The sequence below is a fragment of the Actinokineospora diospyrosa genome (assembly GCF_024171925.1).
Classification (GTDB): Bacteria; Actinomycetota; Actinomycetes; order Mycobacteriales; family Pseudonocardiaceae; genus Actinokineospora; species Actinokineospora diospyrosa.
In genome coordinates, this window is record NZ_JAMTCO010000005.1 from 439,843 (window position 1) to 460,147 (window position 20,305).

19 protein-coding genes are annotated in these 20,305 nt (G+C 72.2%); 9 read left to right on the top strand and 10 right to left on the bottom strand.

Annotated elements, in window-relative coordinates; genetic code table 11:
- The first annotated feature begins 61 nt into the window (after positions 1–61).
- Entirely contained in the window at positions 62–211 is a 150-nt protein-coding gene (locus tag LV75_RS11530; protein WP_253886807.1) for a hypothetical protein, read from the top strand.
- Positions 212–364: 153 nt separating this feature from the next.
- Here the strand turns inward: LV75_RS11530 and LV75_RS11535 are convergent, their stop codons facing one another.
- A complete protein-coding gene (locus LV75_RS11535; protein ID WP_253886808.1) occupies positions 365–1,588 on the bottom strand; it encodes a helix-turn-helix domain-containing protein in 1,224 nt (407 codons plus the stop codon).
- 564 nt (positions 1,589–2,152) lie between these two features.
- On the opposite strand from LV75_RS11535, the gene LV75_RS11540 reads away from it, so the two are divergent.
- The 5 genes from LV75_RS11540 to LV75_RS11560 are packed head-to-tail and all read left to right on the top strand — an operon-like array spanning position 2,153 to position 5,830.
- Positions 2,153–3,241: an NAD(P) transhydrogenase subunit alpha gene (locus tag LV75_RS11540; protein WP_253886809.1), complete on the top strand. Its 1,089-nt coding sequence runs from the start codon at positions 2,153–2,155 to the stop codon at positions 3,239–3,241.
- Positions 3,242–3,532, top strand: a complete 291-nt coding sequence (locus LV75_RS11545) for an NAD(P) transhydrogenase subunit alpha part 2 (RefSeq protein WP_253886810.1) — start codon at positions 3,242–3,244, stop codon at positions 3,530–3,532.
- A complete protein-coding gene (locus LV75_RS11550; protein WP_253886811.1) occupies positions 3,529–4,923 on the top strand; it encodes an NAD(P)(+) transhydrogenase (Re/Si-specific) subunit beta in 1,395 nt (464 codons plus the stop codon). Before LV75_RS11545 ends, LV75_RS11550 begins: the two co-directional genes overlap by 4 nt.
- A gap of 50 nt (positions 4,924–4,973) precedes the next feature.
- A complete protein-coding gene (locus LV75_RS11555; RefSeq protein ID WP_253886812.1) occupies positions 4,974–5,381 on the top strand; it encodes a VOC family protein in 408 nt (135 codons plus the stop codon).
- Positions 5,378–5,830, top strand: a complete 453-nt coding sequence (locus tag LV75_RS11560) for a hypothetical protein (RefSeq protein ID WP_253886813.1) — start codon at positions 5,378–5,380, stop codon at positions 5,828–5,830. The genes LV75_RS11555 and LV75_RS11560 overlap by 4 nt, the downstream gene beginning before the upstream one ends.
- Here LV75_RS11560 and LV75_RS11565 read toward each other — a convergent pair.
- The 7 genes from LV75_RS11565 to LV75_RS11595 form a co-directional block, all read right to left on the bottom strand.
- Entirely contained in the window at positions 5,800–7,290 is a 1,491-nt protein-coding gene (locus LV75_RS11565) for an ArnT family glycosyltransferase (protein WP_253886814.1), read from the bottom strand. The genes LV75_RS11560 and LV75_RS11565 overlap by 31 nt on opposite strands.
- Positions 7,287–8,267 (bottom strand): polysaccharide pyruvyl transferase family protein, encoded by a 981-nt coding sequence (locus tag LV75_RS11570; RefSeq protein ID WP_253886815.1) that lies wholly within the window; start codon positions 8,265–8,267, stop codon positions 7,287–7,289. The genes LV75_RS11565 and LV75_RS11570 overlap by 4 nt, the downstream gene beginning before the upstream one ends.
- The gene (locus tag LV75_RS11575) at positions 8,264–9,019 is read right to left on the bottom strand and encodes a phytanoyl-CoA dioxygenase family protein (protein WP_253886816.1); all 756 of its coding nucleotides are present in this window, start codon (positions 9,017–9,019) and stop codon (positions 8,264–8,266) included. The genes LV75_RS11570 and LV75_RS11575 overlap by 4 nt, the downstream gene beginning before the upstream one ends.
- Positions 9,020–9,022: 3 nt before the next feature.
- Positions 9,023–11,341: a glycosyltransferase gene (locus LV75_RS11580; protein ID WP_253886817.1), complete on the bottom strand. Its 2,319-nt coding sequence runs from the start codon at positions 11,339–11,341 to the stop codon at positions 9,023–9,025.
- The gene (locus LV75_RS11585) at positions 11,338–12,765 is read right to left on the bottom strand and encodes a glycosyltransferase family 4 protein (RefSeq protein ID WP_253886818.1); all 1,428 of its coding nucleotides are present in this window, start codon (positions 12,763–12,765) and stop codon (positions 11,338–11,340) included. Before LV75_RS11585 ends, LV75_RS11580 begins: the two co-directional genes overlap by 4 nt.
- Entirely contained in the window at positions 12,762–13,523 is a 762-nt protein-coding gene (locus LV75_RS11590; protein ID WP_253886819.1) for a glycosyltransferase, read from the bottom strand. Before LV75_RS11590 ends, LV75_RS11585 begins: the two co-directional genes overlap by 4 nt.
- Positions 13,524–14,178: 655 nt before the next feature.
- The gene (locus LV75_RS11595) at positions 14,179–14,517 is read right to left on the bottom strand and encodes a histone-like nucleoid-structuring protein Lsr2 (protein WP_253886820.1); all 339 of its coding nucleotides are present in this window, start codon (positions 14,515–14,517) and stop codon (positions 14,179–14,181) included.
- A 402-nt stretch (positions 14,518–14,919) separates the two neighbouring features.
- Between LV75_RS11595 and LV75_RS11600 the strand changes: the two genes are divergently transcribed.
- Positions 14,920–15,966, top strand: coding sequence for a D-cysteine desulfhydrase family protein (locus LV75_RS11600; RefSeq protein ID WP_253886821.1), 1,047 nt, complete (start codon positions 14,920–14,922; stop codon positions 15,964–15,966).
- On the opposite strand, the gene LV75_RS11605 is transcribed toward LV75_RS11600, so the two are convergent.
- Positions 15,963–16,466: a DUF3145 domain-containing protein gene (locus LV75_RS11605; protein WP_253886822.1), complete on the bottom strand. Its 504-nt coding sequence runs from the start codon at positions 16,464–16,466 to the stop codon at positions 15,963–15,965. The two genes, LV75_RS11600 and LV75_RS11605, sit on opposite strands and share 4 nt — an antisense overlap.
- A 420-nt stretch (positions 16,467–16,886) precedes the next feature.
- Between LV75_RS11605 and LV75_RS11610 the strand changes: the two genes are divergently transcribed.
- Positions 16,887–18,143, top strand: a complete 1,257-nt coding sequence (locus LV75_RS11610) for a hypothetical protein (RefSeq protein WP_253886823.1) — start codon at positions 16,887–16,889, stop codon at positions 18,141–18,143.
- Between the two features lie 36 nt (positions 18,144–18,179).
- Positions 18,180–18,779, top strand: a complete 600-nt coding sequence (locus LV75_RS11615; RefSeq protein WP_253886824.1) for a hypothetical protein — start codon at positions 18,180–18,182, stop codon at positions 18,777–18,779.
- Positions 18,780–18,861: 82 nt separating this feature from the next.
- On the opposite strand, the gene LV75_RS11620 is transcribed toward LV75_RS11615, so the two are convergent.
- Entirely contained in the window at positions 18,862–20,304 is a 1,443-nt protein-coding gene (locus LV75_RS11620) for an acyl-CoA carboxylase subunit beta (protein WP_253886825.1), read from the bottom strand.
- Position 20,305 lies beyond the last annotated feature (1 nt).

Sequence of the window (20,305 nt, forward strand, 5' to 3'; positions counted from 1 at the left end):
AAAGCGTGCTGAGCAGCCCCTGATGCACAGTCTGCCAGGTGGCACCGACAGGGAGCGCGGAGTGAGCGCGCGGGTTGTGGACAACCGTGCCTTGCGGGGTGGGATGGCTGTCCGGTTGGGCGTGCCCGTGCGGATGTTGGTCATCTTGCCGGTGATGGCGTTGTCGACGATCCACTTCTTCAGGTCCGCTGGCGTCGAGGACGGCGCCTAGGCCAACCGCAGCGCCAGCGCGCCGCGCACGTGCGAGGCGCCATGTGATCGTGTTTCGGCCACCGCGATTGGCCCGCTCGGTTCGTCTACGGGTGGCGAATTGGGGTCGTCCGCCACCCCGGGCTGGCCGGGGTGGCGGACGACCACCAGCGGGTCAGCGGCGGGGGTGCGGGACCCGGCGCGGGATGAGCAGGGACCGGACCAGGTTGAGCGCGCGGAACTCCCCGGGCACCCCGGTCGGGCGGATCAGGCCCGCCTGCAGCAACCGGTGCAGGACCGCGGCCACCGCCTGCTCCGGGATGCCCCGGTCCTTGGCCACGTCCCTGGTCGAGCGGCCCGTCCCGGCGAGCGCGGTCAGCACGGCGAGGTCGGTGCCGCGCAGGCCGTCGATGGTCGTGGTGACCGCCGCGCGCAGGTCACCGGTCACCCGGCGGGTGGCGGGACCGGCCGGGGTGGTGAGCTGGAACGGGTCGCGGCGGGCGGCCTCGACCAGGCGCGGGAGCGGGTAGAGCGGGAACCAGGTGGCCGCCGCGACCAGGGCGGCTGGCACGCCGTCGAGCGCCTCGCAGAGCTCGCGCAGGTCGTTGACCAGGAAGGAGCGGTCCTGGCCCTGGGCGCGCAGCCGGGTGACCAGCAGCCGGGTGGCCGGGGAGTCCGGGCCGTCACCGCGCGCGGCCAGCGGCCGCAGCGAGACGGTGTGCGCCTCCGGCCGGGCCGAGGGCACGCGCGCGGTGGTGAGCAGCCGCAGCCGGGGGCATCGGCTGAGCAGCTCGGCCAGGCTCGCGTCGGCGACCCTGGCGGGCACCCGGTCGTCGACCACCAGGTACGCGGGGGTGTCGCCGACCAGCGCGGCCAGCTCGCCCAGCCGCGGTCCGACACCGCCGAGCACCAGGTCGGCGACCGTGCCGGGCAGCGGGGCCGGGCTCGCGCCCGGGTCGACCCACCACACCGGGTCGGGCACCGCGTCGTGCAGCGCCCTGGCCACCTCCGCGGCGACCCGGCTCTTGCCGACGCCCGCGATGCCCACCAGCGACACCCAGCGCTGCTCGCCGGTGGTGAGCAGTTCGACCAGCCCGCTGACCACGCGGTCCCGGCCGACCAGTTGCGACGCCGCGCCCGGTGGCAGTTGCGAGGCGGTGGCGGGTACCGCGCCGCCGGACTGCAGCCGCAGGTGGTCCGACGGGCTCATGTGCAGCGCCCTGGCGAGCAGCAGCAGCGTCTGCTTGCGCGGCCGCTCGACCTTGCCCAGTTCCAGGTCGCGGATGGTGCGCTCGCTGACCCCGGAGCGCACGGCGAGCCGGGACTGGGTCATGCCCCGGCGCAGTCGGGTCGCCAGCAGGAACTCGCCCAGTTCCGTGGCGGGGCGGTCCTGCTTCACGGACCCGGTTGATCGTGTGGTGTGCATGGTCGTCAAACCTCACAAGGTCGGCCACGCTCGGTGGCGGTGCGATCGACGCGAGCGACCGGTGCGCGCAGACGTTGTGTTCACCCCAGAACGCGCTGCGCGCGCGCAGGCCACCACCGACTGGCGTGACCGTTGTTCAGCCTCTCGCGTTCCCCAGTTCCCGCAGTCGTGCGGGTCATTCGCGACGGTGAGCCCCCATTACCCCTTGAAAGCTATCGGTGTGCGCGAAGATCGACAACCGGCTGTGATCTGCTTCACACACGAAGCCCGTCTGATGGAGTAATCCCACAAGTGTGCCGCTCGGGGCACCCGCAAAGGGTCCTTTTCTCGTCTTTTTGGCGGTGCGTGGTGCGCGGTGGTCATGATGTCGGGGCGCCCCGGACATATTCCCCGGCGGAATCGCCGGTCCGGAATTTTCGCGTACTATTTGACACATTCCTGCGACCGGTGGCGCGGTGGACCGGGCCAGTCGCCCTGTCAAGCGAGTGGCAACTGTGATCTTCGGCGGTTGGGGCCGGTAAATGGTACAACTGTACTGTGACCGCCAACACAGTCGTGGGCGTGCCCGCGGAGACCGCCGGGGGCGAGCGGCGGGTCGCGCTCGTGCCGAAGGTGGTCGAGCGGCTGCTGGCCAAGAACCTCTCCGTCGTCGTCGAACCGGGAGCGGGCGCCGCGGCGCTCATCCCCGACGACGCCTACGTCCACTCCGGGGCGACGCTCGGCGACCCGTGGTCGGCCGACGTCGTGGTGAAGGTGGCGGTGCCAACCGACGCCGAGGTCGCCAAACTCCGCGCCGGGGCGGTGTTCGTCGGTTTCCTCGCCCCGCTGACCCAGCCGGGGAAGGCCGACGCGCTGCGGGCGGCCGGGGTGACCGCGTTCGCCATGGAGTCGATCCCGCGCATCTCCCGCGCGCAGTCGATGGACGCGTTGTCCTCGCAGGCGAACGTCGCCGGGTACCGCGCCGCGCTGCTGGCCGCCGAGCACCTGACCCGCTTCTTCCCGATGTTGACCACCGCGGCGGGCACCGTCCCACCCGCGAAGGTCCTGGTGCTCGGGGTCGGTGTCGCCGGGCTGCAGGCGCTGGCGACCGCGCGCAGGCTCGGCGCGCACACCACCGGCTACGACGTGCGCCCCGAGGTGGCCGACCAGGTCCGCTCGGTCGGCGCGCAGTGGCTGGACCTGGGCATCGAGGCCACCGGCAGCGGCGGCTACGCCCGGGCGCTCACCGACGACGAACGCGAGGAGCAGCAACGGCAGTTGGCCCGCGCGATCACCGGGTTCGACGCGGTGATCACCACCGCGCAGGTGCCCGGCCGCACCGCGCCGACCCTGGTCACCGCCGAGGCGGTGAAGGGCATGCGCGCGGGCAGCGTGGTGGTCGACCTGGCTGGTGAGTCCGGCGGCAACTGCGAGCTGACCAGTCCCGGCCTGGTCGTGGTGGAGCACGCGGTGACGATCGCCTCGCCGTTGAACCTGCCCGCCACCATGCCCGAGCACGCCAGCGAGCTCTACGCCCGCAACGTGGCCGCGCTGCTGGAGCTGTTCATCACCGCGGACGGCGCGATCGCGCTCGACTTCAGCGATGAGGTGGTCGCGGGTGCCTGCGTCACCGGGCAGGAGGCATAGATGCTGGTGCAGAACCTCGCGATCCTGGTGCTCGCGGGCTTCGTCGGTTTCGCCGTGATCTCCAAGGTGCCCAACACGCTGCACACGCCGCTGATGTCGGGTACCAACGCCATCCACGGCATCGTCCTGCTCGGCGGCCTCATCGTGGCCGGGCTCGGCGCCGAGGGCGTGCTGGACAAGATCCTCCTGGTGATCGCCATCGCCTTCGGCACGATCAACGTCATCGGCGGCTTCCTGGTGACCGACCGGATGCTGGGCATGTTCAAGGCCAAGAACAAGGAGCCGCGATGAGCCGCGAAGTCCTCATCCAGCTGCTCTACATCGTCGCCTTCGCCCTGTTCATCTACGGCCTGATGGGGCTCACCGGCCCGCGGACCGCGGTGCGCGGCAACTGGATCGCCGCCGCGGGCATGGGGCTCGCGGTCGTGGCGACCCTGCTGACCCCGGGCATGGGCAACTGGTGGCTGATCCTGCTGGGCATCGCCATCGGCACCGCGGTCGGCGTCCCGTCGGCCAAGCAGGTCAAGATGACCGCGATGCCGCAGATGGTGGCCCTGTTCAACGGGGTCGGCGGCGGCGCGGTCGCGCTGATCGCGTGGGTGGAGTTCCGCGAGAGCCACGGGTTCGACGGTTCCCCGGCGCACGTGGCCGTCGCCAGCCTGTTCTCCGCGATCGTGGGCTCGGTGTCGTTCTGGGGCTCGCTGATCGCCTACGGCAAGCTGCAGGAGGTGATCACCGGCCGCCCGGTCGGCATCGGCAAGCTCCAGCAGCCGCTGAACCTGGTCCTGCTGCTGCTCGCCCTGGTCTGCGCGGGCGTGATCATCGGCGGCGGTGACGCGCAGCTGCTGATCATCGGTCTGCTGCTGGCCTCTGCGGTGCTCGGCGTGATGGTGGTGCTGCCCATCGGTGGCGCCGACATGCCGGTGGTGATCTCGCTGCTCAACGCGCTCACCGGGCTCAGCGCCGCCGCGATGGGCCTGGCGCTGGACAACACCGCGCTGATCGTCGCGGGCATGATCGTCGGCGCGTCCGGCACGATCCTGACCAACCTGATGGCCAAGGCGATGAACCGGTCCATCCCGGCGATCGTCGCCGGTGGGTTCGGCGGGGGTGGCGGTGGCGGCGGGAGCGTCCAGGGCAGCGGCGACCAGACCGTGCGCCGCACCAGCGCCTCCGACGCCGCGATCCAGATGGCCTTCGCCAACCAGGTGATCATCGTCCCCGGCTACGGCATGGCCGTGGCGCAGGCCCAGCACGCGGTGCGCGAGATGGCCGACCTGCTGGAGTCGCGCGGGGTGTCGGTCTACTACGCGATCCACCCGGTCGCCGGTCGCATGCCAGGGCACATGAACGTCCTGCTCGCCGAGGCGGACGTGCCCTACGAGCGGCTCAAGGAGATGGAGGACATCAACCGCGAGTTCGCCCGCACCGACGTGGCCATGGTGATCGGCGCCAACGACGTGACCAACCCGGCGGCGCGCACTGACACCGACTCGCCGATCTACGGCATGCCGATCCTCAACGTCGACGAGAGCCGCTCGGTGATCGTCCTCAAGCGCGGCATGGCGCCCGGGTTCGCGGGCGTGGACAACGCGCTGTACTTCGACCCGAAGACCACCATGCTCTTCGGCGACGCGAAGTCCTCGGTCGCCGAGGTCACGGAGGAACTGAAGGCGCTCTGAGGGGCTTCTGCCATGCTTTGTCCGTTCGACCGGACTGGTTGGAGGACCTCATGCGGTGGACCCTGGAAGTCGTCTCGGTGCCGGTCAGCGACATCGACCGGGCGAAGGCCTTCTACGTCGACGGGCTCGGCTTCCACGTCGACCACGACACCACCGCGGGGCCGGTTCGGTTCGCGCAGCTCACCCCGCCCGGGTCGGGCTGCTCGATCGTGATCGGCATGTCCGCGATGGCGCCGGGCTCGCTGCAGGGCCTGCAGCTGGTGGTCAACGACGTGCGCGCCGCGCACGCCGAGCTCACCGCGCGCGGCGTCGAGGTCGGCGAGGTCCAGTACGCCTCCCGCGAGGGCGGCTTCCGGCCAGCGACCGCCGAGGACGACCTGAACAACTCCGGGTTCCTGTTCCTCAGCGACCCGGACGGGAACGGCTGGGCGGTGCAGCAGATCACCGCGCGCCCGTGAGACCGCGGGCCCTGTACCGGCACCCGCTGGAGCGGGTCGGTCTGCTGTGGACGGCGTCGGCGTGCGCGCTCGGCGTCGTGCTCGCGGTGCTGCTGTGGACACCGGCGAGCGGGGTGGACAAGGTCCTGCTGGTGGTCGCCGCGTGCGTCACCGGTGCCGCCACCGCCTACCAGGCGCTGTTCCCGTACTGCTTCATCCGCGACGGCAAGATCGGCATCCGGACGGTCCGCGGCCTGCGCACGGTGGCCCTCGCCGACATCACCGGCACCAGCCGCCGCGACGCCCGCGCCCCGTTCGGCCGCGCCGTGTACCGCTACCCGGCGATCACCGTGGACGGCGAGGTCGTCCCGCTCGACCGCGCCCACTACCGGCCGGGGCACCGGCGGGAACGGCGGATCGAGGACTTCCTCAGCCAGCTTCAGGGCGCCACGACCTCCGGGATCAGGTGACCCGCCCGGACCGCGCCCGCCAACTCGGCCCGGTCCAGTTTCCACACGATCGTGTCACCGCCGCTGGGGCCCGTGGTCCGGAAGACCGGGTCGGCGTGCCGGGCCAACCAGGGCAGCAGGTCGGGAGAGGCGTAGCCGTACCCCAGGCTCAGCGGGCGGCTCTGGGTGAGGACGTAGTCGGCGCGGAAGCGGTGTAGCGCGCCGAGTGAGGTCCAGGTGCCCACGTGCAGGTCGGCGCCCTCCCCGGAGTGCAGCGCGAACTGGGCGGTCGGGGTTGTGAGGCCGACTCTCGAGCCGGGCGGGACCTTGGTGTCGAGGAACTCGCGGGCTTGCTGGTAGCCGTTGTCGGTGACCGCGCGGGCGTGGGCGGCGAACGCGAGACCTGCGACGAGCAGGGCGGCGGTGGCTGTGACCAGCGCGGGTCGTAGGCGCACCGGGAGTTCGACAGCGACCACGCCGAGCGCTAGGACGCCCGGGACGACGACGAAGTAGCCCATCTGCTCCTCTAGCGTCCCGAAGGCCAGGGAGAACAAGCCGAGCATCCCCATCACGGAAGCCACTAGGCCGACCAGCCTGCGATCTGCCCGTACCGATCGGAGAGCCAACACACCTGCGGGCACAGCTAGGCCAAGTAGGACGTAAGAGGTGCCGAAGCGGCCTAGTTGGCCTAGAAGGGTTTCCAGCAGGCTGGGCGCGGTGGGGGAGTTGAAGCCGCTGATCTGGTCCAGGCCGGCCATGCGCCGCAGCCCACCGATCTTGTGGTTCCACCAGTCCGGTAGGCGCCCCGCGATGGCTAGTGCGATGACGTATCCGGCGTAGGGCAGCAGGGCCATGCCGAAGACCTGCAGGGCTGTCTTACGCGGCAGGGTCTTCTTCCATAGCGTCGCCAAGAGGACCGGGAGCAGGGCGGGTACGGCGGAGACATCCTTGGCGAGGACTGCGAGACCGAGTAAGAAGCCGCCGAGGTAGATCAGCCACTTTCGTCGCTCTAGCCCGACCAGCAGGCACAGCCAGCCCGCGAGGATCAGAGCGAACGCGGGTGTCTCTAGCATCACCCGGCTGTCGTTGCGCAGAACGAACGGGTCGGCAGCGAGGACTACGGCACCGATCACGGCCACTACGGGTTTCGTGGTTCGTAGTAGAAGCAGGTAACCCAAAGCCACGACTGCGGCGCCGAGCAGTGCGTTCACCCACCGCAGTTGGAACACCAGCGTCGTCGGGTCCGGTGACAGGTCGAACAGAGCGGTAATCCCGCCGTTGAGCCAGAACGTCAGTGGCGGGTGGAGATAGAAGGCTTCCCCAGCGAGGTTGGGCCACTCACCGCGGCTGACAGATAGGGCCAACCGCGAGTAGGTGACCTCATCGATGAACAACTCATTCGCCGTTGTCAGCCCCCACAGCCGCAGCGTCAGCGCCAATCCCACGACCGCCGCGCCTGCGAGAACGAGCCGTTTGGTCATGGGGCGGCCACCTCGGTGATCGTGTCGATCCAGTCCGCGGCCGAGCCCAGAACGGTGCCGCCGTACTCGGCGAGGAAAGCCCTGGACTTCTCCTCCCAGTCGAATCCGGCGAACGGCACCCCCATCCCCGCCGCGAACACCAACGCGTGCAGCCGCAGCCCGAGCACCCCCGCCGCGCGGCCCACCACGGCCTTCGCGAGCGCGGGCGGCAACTGCGGCCCGATCACCGGCAGGTCCAGCGCCGCGGCGAGCGCGGCGTCCCGGTGCGCCAGCCCGAGGCCGTAGTCGGCGTGGGTGGACAGCGCGAGCGCGGCCACCTCGCCGCCCCGCTCCCGCCATCTGCTCGCGGCGAGCAGACAGGTTTCGCGCAGGACCGCCATCCGTCCGGTGTCGGGAAGGGCCTTGAGCGACAACAGGAGCAGCGGCGCCTTGGCCTCGACCCCAGCGCCCGCGAGGGCCAGGTTCGCCGCTTCCGTCGATGCGGGTGCCAGCTTCAGGGCGAGGTCACCCACGACCGGCACGGGAACCCCGAGGGTCCGCGCGGACAGGTTGTCCCGCACGGTGAGCCTGCCGAACACGGCGGCTGAGCGGAGTTTGCGCAGCACAGCGGGAGGTGTTCCCGGGTAGACCCCAACGGCCAGGTAGAACGTCGCCCGCCCAGCCTTGTTGGTCGCCTCGACGACTGTGGGGAGCAGCCGCACGAGCGGCGGCAACCCGGACCCGAACATGCCACCACCCACCACCAGAACCGCGTCACACCAACGCAAACCGGCTGCGAACGATACCGCGGTCATCGGTCGCGCTGCGACCCCGTGCGTCCACTCGACGAGCCTGGGGTTGCGCGACAGGACGCTGACCTGCGCGCCGGGCGCCAACTCGGTCAGCGCCCGCGCCAGCAACGCCTCGTCGCCGGTGTTCCCGTTGCCGAAGTTCCCCACGACGAGCACCCGCCGCGCCCCATCGAGGTCGACTGTCATCCGGTGCCCTTTCCGCGCCATGCCCTCGTTCGTCCGAAGTAGATCGCCCGGTGCAGCAGGGTCGCTGTGGGGAGGACCGTTCGGGGCTGGGTGAACTGCAGGATCCACGCCGTCCGGGTGGACTCACCGCTGTTCGAGTGAGCACTGTGGACCGTCTCGAACAGGTGCATCGCCGCTCCGCCAAGAGGTAGCGGGACGTCGACGGCATCGGTGTCCGCCACGCCCACCGTGCGCAAGGCACCTCGGCGGTCGGGGACCGGTTCGTGGGGGAGGACTCCGCGCAGGTGACTGCGGGGCACGTACCGCATGCAGCCGTCCTCCTGGCCCACGGAACCGGTGGGGATCCAGATGGTGAGCCTGCGCTCGGGCAGGCCGGACCGCTTGTGCACGCGGTCCTGGTGCCACACCGTCTCGTAGCCGCAGCCCGGCGGTTTGCGGATGCTGTGGTCGAACCGGAACCACGTCCCGGCGCCGAGCACCCGCCTGGCCAGCGCCCGCCCGCGCTGGAACACGGCTGTGCGGCGCAACCCCGGTGACAGGGACGACGGGTACAGGATCTCCGGGACCTCGGCGCCGAACTCGCCGCCGGTGCCGCCCAGGTCGAGCACGCTCGCCCGGGGAAGATCGGCGAACCGGTCGAACAAGCCGTCCAGCCGCTGCGCGACCTCGGCGACCTCGCCGGGGGTGAACAGGTCCGGCACCCCCAGGTACCCGTCCGCCAGCAGCGACCGCCGCTGTTGGTCAGTGATCACGCTTCACACCTCCTGCCAGTCGCGCACCGCCGCCAGGTACGCCCGCTCCTGCGCCAGGGCCAGCCGATCCCACGAGTACGCCCGCGCCATTTCCCGACCGCCCGAACCCAGCCGCCGCACCCGGTCCGGGTCCGCGGCCAACTCCGCGAGCGCGCGCCCGTAGCCCGTGGTGTCGAACGCGGGCACCAAGACCCCCGCCGATTCCGGCACGACCTCACGCAAGCACTCGATGTCGAAAGCCACCACCGGACTCCCGCACGCGGCCGCCTCCAGGGCGACCATGCCGAACGTCTCGAACCGCGACGGCACCGCGACCACCCGCGCCCCCGCGAACAGCCGGTACTTGGCCGCGCCGCTGACCCACCCGGCGAACCGGACCCGGTCCGAGATCCCCAGCCGCCCCGCCATGTCCCGCAGCCGCCGCTCGTCCGGACCCGTGCCCGCCAGCACCAACCCGCCCGGCAACCGGTGGGCTTGCTCGGCGAACGCGGTCAGCAGCAGGTCCAGCCCCTTCTGGGCGATCTCCAACCGGCCGACGAACACCACGTCGTCGCCGCGCGGGGCCTCGGTGTCGAACGCGGCGGCGTCGACGCCGTTGGCGACCACCTCGACCCGCGCAGCCGCGTTCATCGCGCTCAGCCGCTCGGCGATCCCCGCGGACACCGTCACCATCCTGCGGTGCGCCCGCACACCCGCGCGCTCGACCAGGAAGAACGGCAGCCGGTACTGGCGCGACTTCTCCCCGGCGTTGAGCCACTGCACCACGCCGATCGTCGGCCGACCGGTCCACAGCGGAGCGCCGATGCTGGACACGGGCGCGAAGAAGTCCTCCACCACCAGGTCCGCGGCGTAGCGGCGGGACACGAACGGCAGCGCGAGGGCGTAGCCCGCGATCCGACCCAGGTGCGTGCGCCCCCGGCCGATGCCGACGTGCTCGTAGCGCACCCCGTCCTGGACCCGGTCCGCGCAGCCCGGCCAGCGCGTCGTGAGGACCGTGATGTCGTGGTCGCGGGCGAGCCTGCGGTTCATCTCGTGCGTGCGCACAGCCCCACCACCGGAGCCCGGCAGCGCGGGGTCCTCGAAACCCAGGTGCAGGATGCGCAGCCGGTTCCCGGGCGGCGATGGCTTTGTAGCCCGGATCTTGCGGGCAACGGGTGGCGTCACCATGCCCGCTGCGACCAGGACGCCCAGGCCGGCACCGAGTGCGAGATTTGAGCTGTACCAACCGATGCTGAGTCCAGTGATCACCACTGCGAGCGACAGGGCCAGTCGGGCAACGGCTTTGCGATAGGCCGCGCGCGCCTGGAGCACCGTGGTGGCCAGGGTGATCAGGCCGAGCCCCAGGCCGGTCAGGGCGGTGTAGGGGAGTAGGTGGACCGCCGAGGCCAAGTGCGTCGGCACGATCCACGAGATGAGACCGGCGGGGGTGATGATCAGTACCGCGGTCACCGGGAGCGCGAGCCACGCATAGGTGGACAGGGTTTGCCTTGCGGCGCCGGGGGAATCGGTCAGCCGTGGGAAGGCGACCACCGCCAGCGCCGCCGCTATGAACAGGGGTACGCGGCCCAAGGTCGCGGCCAGTTGGTACGCCGCCGCATCGGGGCCGGTGCCGGTGAGGATCGGGGCGAGCACGATGTCGGTCGCCGTCAGCACGCCGAGCAACCCTTGGACCGCGCTCAATCCCGCTGTGTCCCGCCACCGCGCCCGGTCCCGCAGAACGCCTGGTCGCCAGGACAGGTCGGCCCAGGCCCCGGAGACCGTGAAACCGCCCACGAACAGCACCACCGAGCCGACCAGGAACGCGCCCAACGCACCTGCGGCCCCGAATCCCGCGGCCACCGCCACCGAACCGAGCACGACCCGGGCCACCACCTCGCCTACTCGCAACGCCGCCAGCCGCCCGAACCGCTGTTCTCCTTGTAGCCAGCCGACAGCGCAGCCCGAGGCCATGATCCCCACGACCGCCGCCACCACCGCGACGACAGCGCTCGCCGGTGCGTACAACGCGGTGACCGCGGCGACCAGCACGGCAGCGGGCAGCGCCCCGAGCACCCCGACACCCAGCGCGTACGCCATCGCCGCCTGGCGCTGTGCCGTCCCCGCTGGGTGGGCCTTCACTGCCTTCGCGAGCGCCCACGGCACAGCCGCCGACGCCGCGGTGCCCACCACGAGCAACAGCGTCTGGCCCGCCGCGAACACCGCGTAGTCATTGCTGGGCAACCAATGTGCGAGCGCGATCCCGTAGCCGTAGCTGATCGCGCTGACCGCGACGGTCGCGCAGGCCACCAGCGTCCCGGCCCGCGCCAGTCCCGCAGCCGTCATGCGCGAGCGGCGGTGGGCAGGGCGACGCCGGTCAGCAGGTGCTCCTCGGTCGCCAACTCGATGCTCACCGGCTCGACGTTCCACCTGGACAGCACCGCCTCGGCGTCCAACTCGTCGCAGCCGTGCAGCAGCGCGCTCCCCAGGTCGCCGACAACCCGAACCTGGTCGGTGCGCCTCCCGCGCGGCGGCGGCACGTCCAACGGGACGCGGAACCGCACCGCGGTGGCCAGGTCCGACCGGGCCGACCGGCGGTCCTTGACCCCGGCGGCGCGCCGCTCGACCTCGCCGAGCACCACCCCGGCCAGCAGTTCCGCGCTGCGGTCCCAGGTGAACGCCGACGCCCACGACCGGCAGTTGTCCGACATCGCGGCCGCGGTCCCGTCGTCGGCCAGCTCGCCGAGCGCACCGATCAGCGCCGGGGCCAGCGCGTCGGCGTCCGGCACGACCCAGCCGGTGTGCCCGTGCCGCACCGAGTCGTCGATCCCGGCGGCCGACAACGCCAGACACGGCACGCCGAACCTGGCTGCCTCCAACACCGTGCAGCCCCACCCCTCACCCTGCGAGGTGGACGTCGTCAGCCACGCCCGCTGCATCAACTCGTCACGCCGCTGGTCGGAGAGCCTGCCGCGGAAGCGGACCGCGCCGCGCAGCCCCAGCTCGCCCGCGAGCAGCTCCAGCGCCCGCCGCTGCTTGCCGTCACCGATGATCTCCACCCGCAGATCCGGCACGGCGGCGACGACCTCGGGCAGCGCGCGCAGCAACCGGTCGACCCGCTTGTGCGCCACGAGCCTGCTCACCAGCGCGATGGTCGGCTCCGGATCCCGCGGCCCGGCCCGGTGCGCTGGCGGCTCGTTGCCGTTGGGGACCACGAAGACCGGTCCGCGCACCCGCAGCGCCGCGCGCATCTCGCGCCGGGTCGACGGGGACACCGCGACCATCGCGCGGTCGCCGTAGACCCGCCTGCTCACCGGCCCCTCCAGCAGCCTGCCGACCGCCGCCACCGGCTTGCCGAAGTGCGCCCCGAACTGGTCCTGGTGCACGTGGTGCACCACCTGCACGACCGCCGTCGACCTCCGCACGAACGCCGGGGCGAAGAACGGGATCCCGTTCTGGCAGTCCACAACTGCGTCGAACAGCCCCCCGTACCGCACCATCGACGCCGCCGCGGCCGGGTAGAGCGAGAACTCCCCGCCCCGCCGCAGGACCTGGACCCCGTCGATCACCTCCCGCCCCGGCGCCCCCGGCGGCCGAGCGGTCAACCAGGTGACCTTGACCCCAGCCGCCACCCAGCGCTTCGCGATCTGGTGGGCGTACAACTCGGCGCCACCCGCCCGCGGGTGCCGGACGTCGCGCCAGTTGAGCAACAACACCGCCCGCCCGCGCAGGGCGCCGAGCGCGGTGGCGGCGGGCTGGCGCGCGCTCACGCCTTGGCTCCCAGCAGGGTCAGCGCGGCCCGGAACGCGGGCAGGCCGTCGCGCAGCGGGCGCAGGGTGGAGCGGGCGTCGTCGGTCCAGGTGATGGGGAGTTCGACCACGGTGCCGCCCTGGCTCTGGACGCCGCGCAGGAGTTCGACGTCGAAGGCGAAGCCGGTGACGGCGCAGGTGGCGAGAGCGCGCTGCACCGCGGTCCGCTCGAAGAACTTGAAGCCGCACTGGGTGTCCGCCACGCCGGGGACCATCCGCTTGGCCAGGGCCCGGAAGGCGGCGCCGCCCAGGCGCCTGGCGACCGGTTGTTTGCGCCGGATCGCCGCGCCCCCGGCGTAGCGCGACCCGATCACCGCGGTCGCGCCCGCCTCCAGCGCCGCCAACGCCTCGCCCAGCGCCTCGATCGGGGTGGCCAGGTCCGCGTCGACGAACCCGACGTAGCGCGCGGCGCTGGTCATCATGCCCCGGCGCACCGCGGCGCCCTTGCCCGCGATCGCGCAGCCGATCACCTCGACCGGGACCGGCGCGGCGTCGGCCCGCCTGGCGACCCGCGCCGTCGCGTCCGCGCTCCCGTTGTCCACCACCACGATCCGCGAGGACCACGGGCGCGTCGCCAGGTAGCGCGCGGTCGCCACCACCGACCCGCGCAGCCGCCGCGCCTCGTTGTACGCCGGTATCACCACCTCGACGTCCACCGGCCCGCGCCGAGCGGCCACCGGGACCGCGCGGGTGGTCGGGACGAGCTGTGCCTGGGTCACGAAGTGGCCCCCCTGGGATCCGGAAGTCAACACCATTCACCGCCGCGGCGACCATATGCCACCTTCGGGTGAATCGAAACCGGGCCGGGTGAACCCTTTGTTAAGGGTGCCCCGCGCTTATCCGCCAACAGTGCGCCGGATTGGCCAATTCGTGAATTCCCTCACAGGGTGCAACCCGCCGGTTTTCCCGGTGTCGTCCCAGGTCACGGCGTTGCGAATGGTGTAGACCGGCCGGGGTCCGATTCGACCGCTTCCCTACTTTCGGATGATTCACGGGAAGTTCGAAACGTGGAACCCGAATACTTGTCGTGAATGCCGCCGTCGGGCCTGCCCGGTTGCGATCGGATGCGATACCCGTTCTTTCGCGGTGCTCCCCGCTCGGGGACCCGGGGCCCGGTTCATCCACGAGGCCCGCGGCGCCCACTCCGGCGGCCCGTCCGGGTGGTGTCCGCCGGGGGCCGCGCACCGGGGGCTGCTCGGGGCGCTGCGTTACGTCAACTGCGTGCTCTCGAGCGCGCGGCTCGGGTGCGGGCCCGCGGCGTCCGCGCGGGCCCGGGTCGTGACCCCGGCCGCCGGTGTCCTGGCCCGCCCGCCAGGTCCGTCGCGGCCGGGGCGGCCTGCCTGCCCGCGGTGTGGGCAGGCGGCGGCGCCGCGGTCAGGAGGTGCCGTGGGCTTCCTGGAACTTGGTCACCAGCGCCTGCGGGATGCGGCCGCGCTCGGCGATGTTCTCGCCCTGGGAGCGCGCCCATTCCCGAATTGCCTGGTTGTCCAGCCGGGTCGCGCCGAACCGGCGGACGACGCCGTTCTTGGCTTTCCGGCCGTCCGTGCGGCGGGCGTGCCCGACGTACTGGGCGAGGGAATCTCGCAGTCGTGCGGCGTTGTCTCTCGACAGGTCGATCAGGAACTCCACGCCGTCGATGGCGAAGGCGACGGTCTCGTCTGCCCGGCCGCCGTCGAGGTCGTCGACGAGTTCCACAACGGTCTTCTGCGCCACGGTTTCCTCCGCATGATGAGAGTTCGTTTCCGGCTGCTTTATCCCGCGCCGGACCGGCCACGCCCAGGGTATTGCTCAACCGATCGGGGGAAGCGTATCGGTAGCCCGGTCCGGGAACCACCCAGTGCCCCGGGACGGCCGTCATCGTTATTACTACCTCATCGAGGGTATCCGGTCCACTAGCGAGATTGCGACCTGCCCGCTTGGTCCGGATCAGGTCCAACGGCCCTGTCGTTGCTAACGGGTTCGCCCAGGTCAAGGCCGTAAGTGGAATGGGGGAACGTTAACTGCCACCCGTTCGGCGGTAATTGCCTACCAGGCAACATGAGGATCGGTCAGGCATTTCCGGACCGTGAATCCGCGCCTTCTCGCGCCCGACCCCGTCGGCGTTACAGTTCGCCCATGGCCCACGACCTGACCGCCTTCCCCCGCGTCCCGCTCGGCCTTTGGCCGACCCCGCTGCAGGAGTGCCCGAGGCTGGCCGCCGCGCTCGGCGTGCGGCGGCTGCTGGTGAAGCGCGATGACCTCAGCCCACTGGGGGTGGGTGGCAACAAGCTGCGAAAACTGGAGTTCCTGCTCGGCGCCGCACTCGCCGACGGCGTCCGCCAAGTGATCACATTCGGTGCCTTGCAGACCAACCACGGCAGGCTCACCGCGGCCGCCTGCGCGCGCTTGGGGCTGCGGTGCGATCTTGTTCTCACCCGCGATGTGCCCCGCGACGGCGACGCCTATGAGCGGTCCGGGAACATGGCGCTGCACCGCGTCTTCGGGGCGAACGTGCACTTGTGCGCCGATGAACACGAGGTTGCCGAGACGTGCCGCGTCCTCGCCGAGGAGGCCGCCGCGCACGAGCGCCCGGTGCTCACCATCCCGATCGGCGGCTCCAACCCCACCGGGGCGCTCGGCTACGTCGCCGCCACCCAGGAGCTGCTCGCCCAGCTCGACGGCACACCGGACCGGGTCGTCGTCGGGGTCGGCAGCGCGGGCACCGCGGCCGGGATCGCGCTGGCCCTGGAGGGTCGCGGGATCCGCCTCGACGCCGCCTGCGTGTCGCGCACCGCGCCCCAGGCCCGCGCCATGATCGCCGACCTCGCGGGCCAGACCGCCGCCCTGCTCGGCGCCCCCGCACCCGCGCTGGCCACCCTGCACACCGACGACCGCGCGGTCGGCCCCGGCTACGGCATCCCGACGCCGCAGGTGTGGGCGGCGATCACGCTGTTCGCCCGCACCGAGGCCATCGCGCTGGACCCGGTGTACACCGGCAAGGCGGCCGCCTACCTGCGCGCCGCCACCCGATCAGGGGAGATCGCGCCCACCGAGACCGTCGTGTTCGTGCACACCGGCGGCCTGCCGGGCCTGTTCGCCTACGCGCCGGAACTCAACCAGGCGCTCGACGAGCAGGTGCTGCACGAGCGGACGCCGGAAGGCCAGGTACCTGAGCTGGGCTAGCCGACCCGGTGCAGCCAGGTGACGGGGGCCCCGTCACCGGCGCGCCGGTAGGGCTCGAGCGCCTCGTCCCACGAGGCGCCGAGCAGCTCGTCGACCTTGAACGCGAAGGACTCACCGCCGCGGGCCGCGGTGGCGATGGCGCGCAGCTGGTTCTCGTCCACGACGATGTCGCCGCTGGCGCTGGTGCGGGCCCGCCACAGGCCGAGCGTGGGCGCGTAGCAGTACCGCTCCCCGTCGACGCCGCTGCTCGGCTCCTCGGTGACCTCGAACCGGGTCATCGGCCACGCGCGCAGCGCGGCGGCCAACTTCGACCCGGTGCCCGGGTCCCCGGTCCACGCGCATTCCGCGCGCAGAAGTCCGGGGGCGGCGGGCTGCGCGGTCCAGCGCAGCTCGGCGCGCACCCCGAGGGTGCCCGAGATAGCCCACTCGACGTGCGGACATACCGCAGCCGGCGACGAGTGGACGTACACCACACCTTGGGTGTTGCCACGGGTGCTCACTGCTGACCTCCGCTGCTCGACGAGGATCGTCTTCCCCTACGTCCTGCGCCGGAACGGGTGTCTGCTGACCACACGCGGTATTCCCGGCGCCATTGTGCCCTGCTACCGGACACTTTGGCCACACGAACCCCGAAAACACCGCGGGCCCCAGCTATTCCGCCCGGAATGCGGGCGCGCGACGAACCGGGGATGGGCGGTTTCCGCCCCGCTAGCCCCGGTTGATCTTCTCCAGAAGACGCGCGCGCCGGGGTCGCGTTGCCTCAGTTGTGATCTTTTTCCGCGATCGGGCTACCCCGGCCCGGTGAGTCCGGCGGCCTGCTACGCACATGGCGCCATCTCGCCACCCGGTCGTGTGATGCTCCCGCTAGCGTGTCATGCCATGGTGGGAATCCCACCGACTCGCTGCCGGAGGTGACGCCCGTGCGCTTGGTCCGCGTCGGAGAGACGACGTCCGAGGTGGGCCGGGACGTGCGGGCCGCGCTGACCTCCTGGGGCCGCGGCGACGCCGTCGCGGGCGGGGTCGCCCTGCTCGGCGTGCGGGTCCCCGGGTTCGGCTCCGCCGTCGAGGCGGTGGTCCTGCTGCCCCGCGGCGTCCTGGTGGTCATCGGCGTCGACCTGCCCGACCCCGCCATGCGGCTGGAGGCCCCGCTCGAGGACCGCTGGCGGGTCGACGGCTGGCCGATCGCCCGCCCGGACGGCCCGGTGAACCCGGCGGCCAACGCCCTCGGCGCCACCGCCGCGGTCGCCGCCGTCGTCCGCGACAAACAACCCCGCCCCGTGCCGGTGGGCACCGTCGTCGCCGTCGGCCCCTATGTCTCCCGGGTGGACCAACCCGCCGCGGACAGGGAACGCGGGGTTCGGATTCTGCACCCGGAACCGATGACGCTGCTCGCCGTCGCCCGGGAATTGGCCGCGCACAGCCGACCGAGTCCGATAGATGAACTGCGCCGCGTGCTCGCGGTGCTACACCCCGCAACCACGCTCACCGACGAAGATTTGCTCGCCGAGGGATTTCCCGACGGCCTCTCCCCGGAAGCGGGCGCCGAGCGGACCACCATCCTCCCGCTGATCCCCGGCCGCCCGACCCCGCCGCCGCCACCGGCCAAGCGCAGGCCCCGGTTGTGGCCGATCGCCGCGGTGGTCGTCGTGGCCCTGCTGCTGGTCGTCGGGATCGCCGTGGCGGTCAGCGCGGACGACACCTCCGCCAGGGCACCCGGTGGCCCGGGCGCCGCCGCCGCGGACGCCGTGGCCTTCGCGGGCAGGGGCACCGCCTCCAGCGCCGACTGCGCCGCCCACACCGACGGCGAGGTGAAGGCGTGGCTGGAGCGCAACGGCTGCGCGCGCCTGATCCGCGGCCGGTTCGAGGCCACCACCACCGGCCGCCGCGCCGCGGTGCTCGTCGGCGTCCTGCGCTTCACCGGCAGCACCTCCGCCGCCGAGTTGCGGACCGTCCTGGACCGCCCGGGCGCCGGGACCGTGCTCGACCAGGCCGCCGAGGGCGTCGCCTGGCCCGACGGCCTCACCCCGCCGTTCCAGAGCGCGCTCAAGGCGGCGGGCAGCGAGGGCAACAGCGTCAAGCTCGTCCAGGTCGTCTGGGTCGACCAGCCGTCCACCCCGGACGACCCGGTGCTGCGCGAGATCGCCGCGCGTGCGATGCGCCTCACCCTGGCGGGCTGAGCGCCGCCCCGGCTGCGGTTGTGGGACCCTGTCGGCGTGCACCCGGCCCCCGAGCAGGAGCGCCAGCGGTGGCTGCTCCCGGTGATCCTCGTCGCCGTGGTCGCCGCGGCCGCGGCGGCCATGGTCGCCAGGGAGCTCTACGCCACCGCCGCGGTCGACAAGTCCGCCTCGGCCGCGCCGATCCTGCCCAGCGCGAACACCACGCTGCCGCCCAGCGCCCAGCCCGGTCCCCGCGACGTGCGCGCCACCCAGGACGCCACCGGCCACCCGCTGTACGAGACCGTCCGGCAGTTGCTGCAGACCTACTTCGACGCCATCAACGGCAAGAACTACGCCAGGTGGAAGACCACGGTCACCGAGACCCGGGTCAAGGACATGCCCGAGGACAGCTGGCGGGCCGCCTACCGCACCACCCAGGACGGCAGCATCGTCGTCTACCGCATCGAGACCGGTCCGATCAGCAACGCCCGGGTGCTGCTGACCTTCGTGAGCAAGCAGGACCCGGCCGACGCGCCGCTGGAGCTGCCAGCCGAGTGCATCCGGTGGAACGTGATCTTCCCGCTCACCGAGGTCGAGGGCGAGTGGCGCATCGACGCGGGCCCCACCGGTGCCTCCCCCCAGCACGACCGCTGCTGAACGACCGCTGCCGAACGACCGCTGCTGAACGCGGCAGCCCCCGCCCGGCGAACCGGGGCGGGGGCTGCTCGAGCTGTTCGGACTACAGCGGGATGTTGCCGTGCGCACCCCGGCCCGCGGGCGCGGCGGCCAGCGCCTCGGCCAGCTTGCGCCGGGTCTGCTTGGGGTCGATGACCTCGTCGACCACGCCGATCGCCATGGCCCGCTCCACGCCACCGGCGATGCGCTCGTGCTCGGCGGTCAACCGGGTGTGCAGCGCCTCGCGCTCCTCCTCCGGCGCGGCGGCCAGCTTCTTGCGGTGCAGGATGCCCACGGCCGCCTTGGCGCCCATCACGGCCACCTCGGCCCCCGGCCAGGCGAACACCGCGGTCGCGCCCAGCGAGCGCGAGTTCATCGCGATGTAGGCGCCGCCGTAGGACTTGCGGGTCACCAGGGTCACCCGCGGCACCACGGCCTCGGCGAAGGCGTGCAGCAGCTTCGCGCCGCGGCGCACCACGCCGTCCCACTCCTGCCCGACCCCGGGCAGGTAGCCGGGCACGTCCACCACGACCAGCAGCGGCACCCCGAAGCTGTCGCACATCCGCACGAACCGGGCCGCCTTCTCCGCCGAGAGCGAGTCCAGGCAGCCGCCCTTGCGGATCGGGTTGTTGGCGATCACGCCGACCGTGCGGCCGCCGAGGCGACCGAGGCCGACCACGATGTTGGGCGCCCAGCGGGCCTGCAGCTCCTCGAACTCGGTCACGCCGTGCTCGTCGCTGTCGAGGATCCCGCGCAGCAGCGGCTTGACGTCGTAGGCGCGGTTGGGCTGCTCGGGCAGCAGGTCGCGCAGCGGCTGCTCGTCGCGCACCGCGTGCAGGTCGAACAGGCCGGGCTTGGCGAACAGGCTGGTGATCCGGCGGGCCCGCACGTAGGCGTCCGGCTCGTCGGTGGCCAGCACGTGCACCACACCGGACTTGCGCCCGTGCGCCTCCGCGCCGCCGAGGCCCTCCTGGTCGATCTGCTCACCGGTGACGCTGCGCACCACGTCCGGGCCGGTCACGAACACCCGGCCCTCCGGGGACATGATCACGATGTCGGTCAGCGCCGGGCCGTAGGCCGCGCCACCGGCGGCCGGGCCGACCACGACGCTGATCTGCGGCACCCGGCCGGAGGCGCGGATCATCGCAGCGAACACGTTGCCGACCGCGTCGAGCGACTCCACGCCCTCGGCCAGCCGCGCGCCACCGCAGTGCCACACCCCGATCACCGGGCAGCGCTCGCGCAGCGCGGTGTCGATGGCCTCCACGATGTGCCCGCAGCCCTCCGAACCCATCGCACCACCCATCTTGGTGGCGTCGGTGCAGTAGGCGATCACGCGCACGCCGTCGATCCGGCCGCGCACGGCGTACACGCCGCTGGAGTCGGCCGGGCGCAGCGGGGCGATCGAGTCGGGGTCGAGCAGTTGGGCGAGGCGGACCTGCGGTTCGCGCGGGTCCAGCTCGCGCTTGCCGTCCGATCCGTGCGGGCGGGTGGCCAGGGCGGTCATC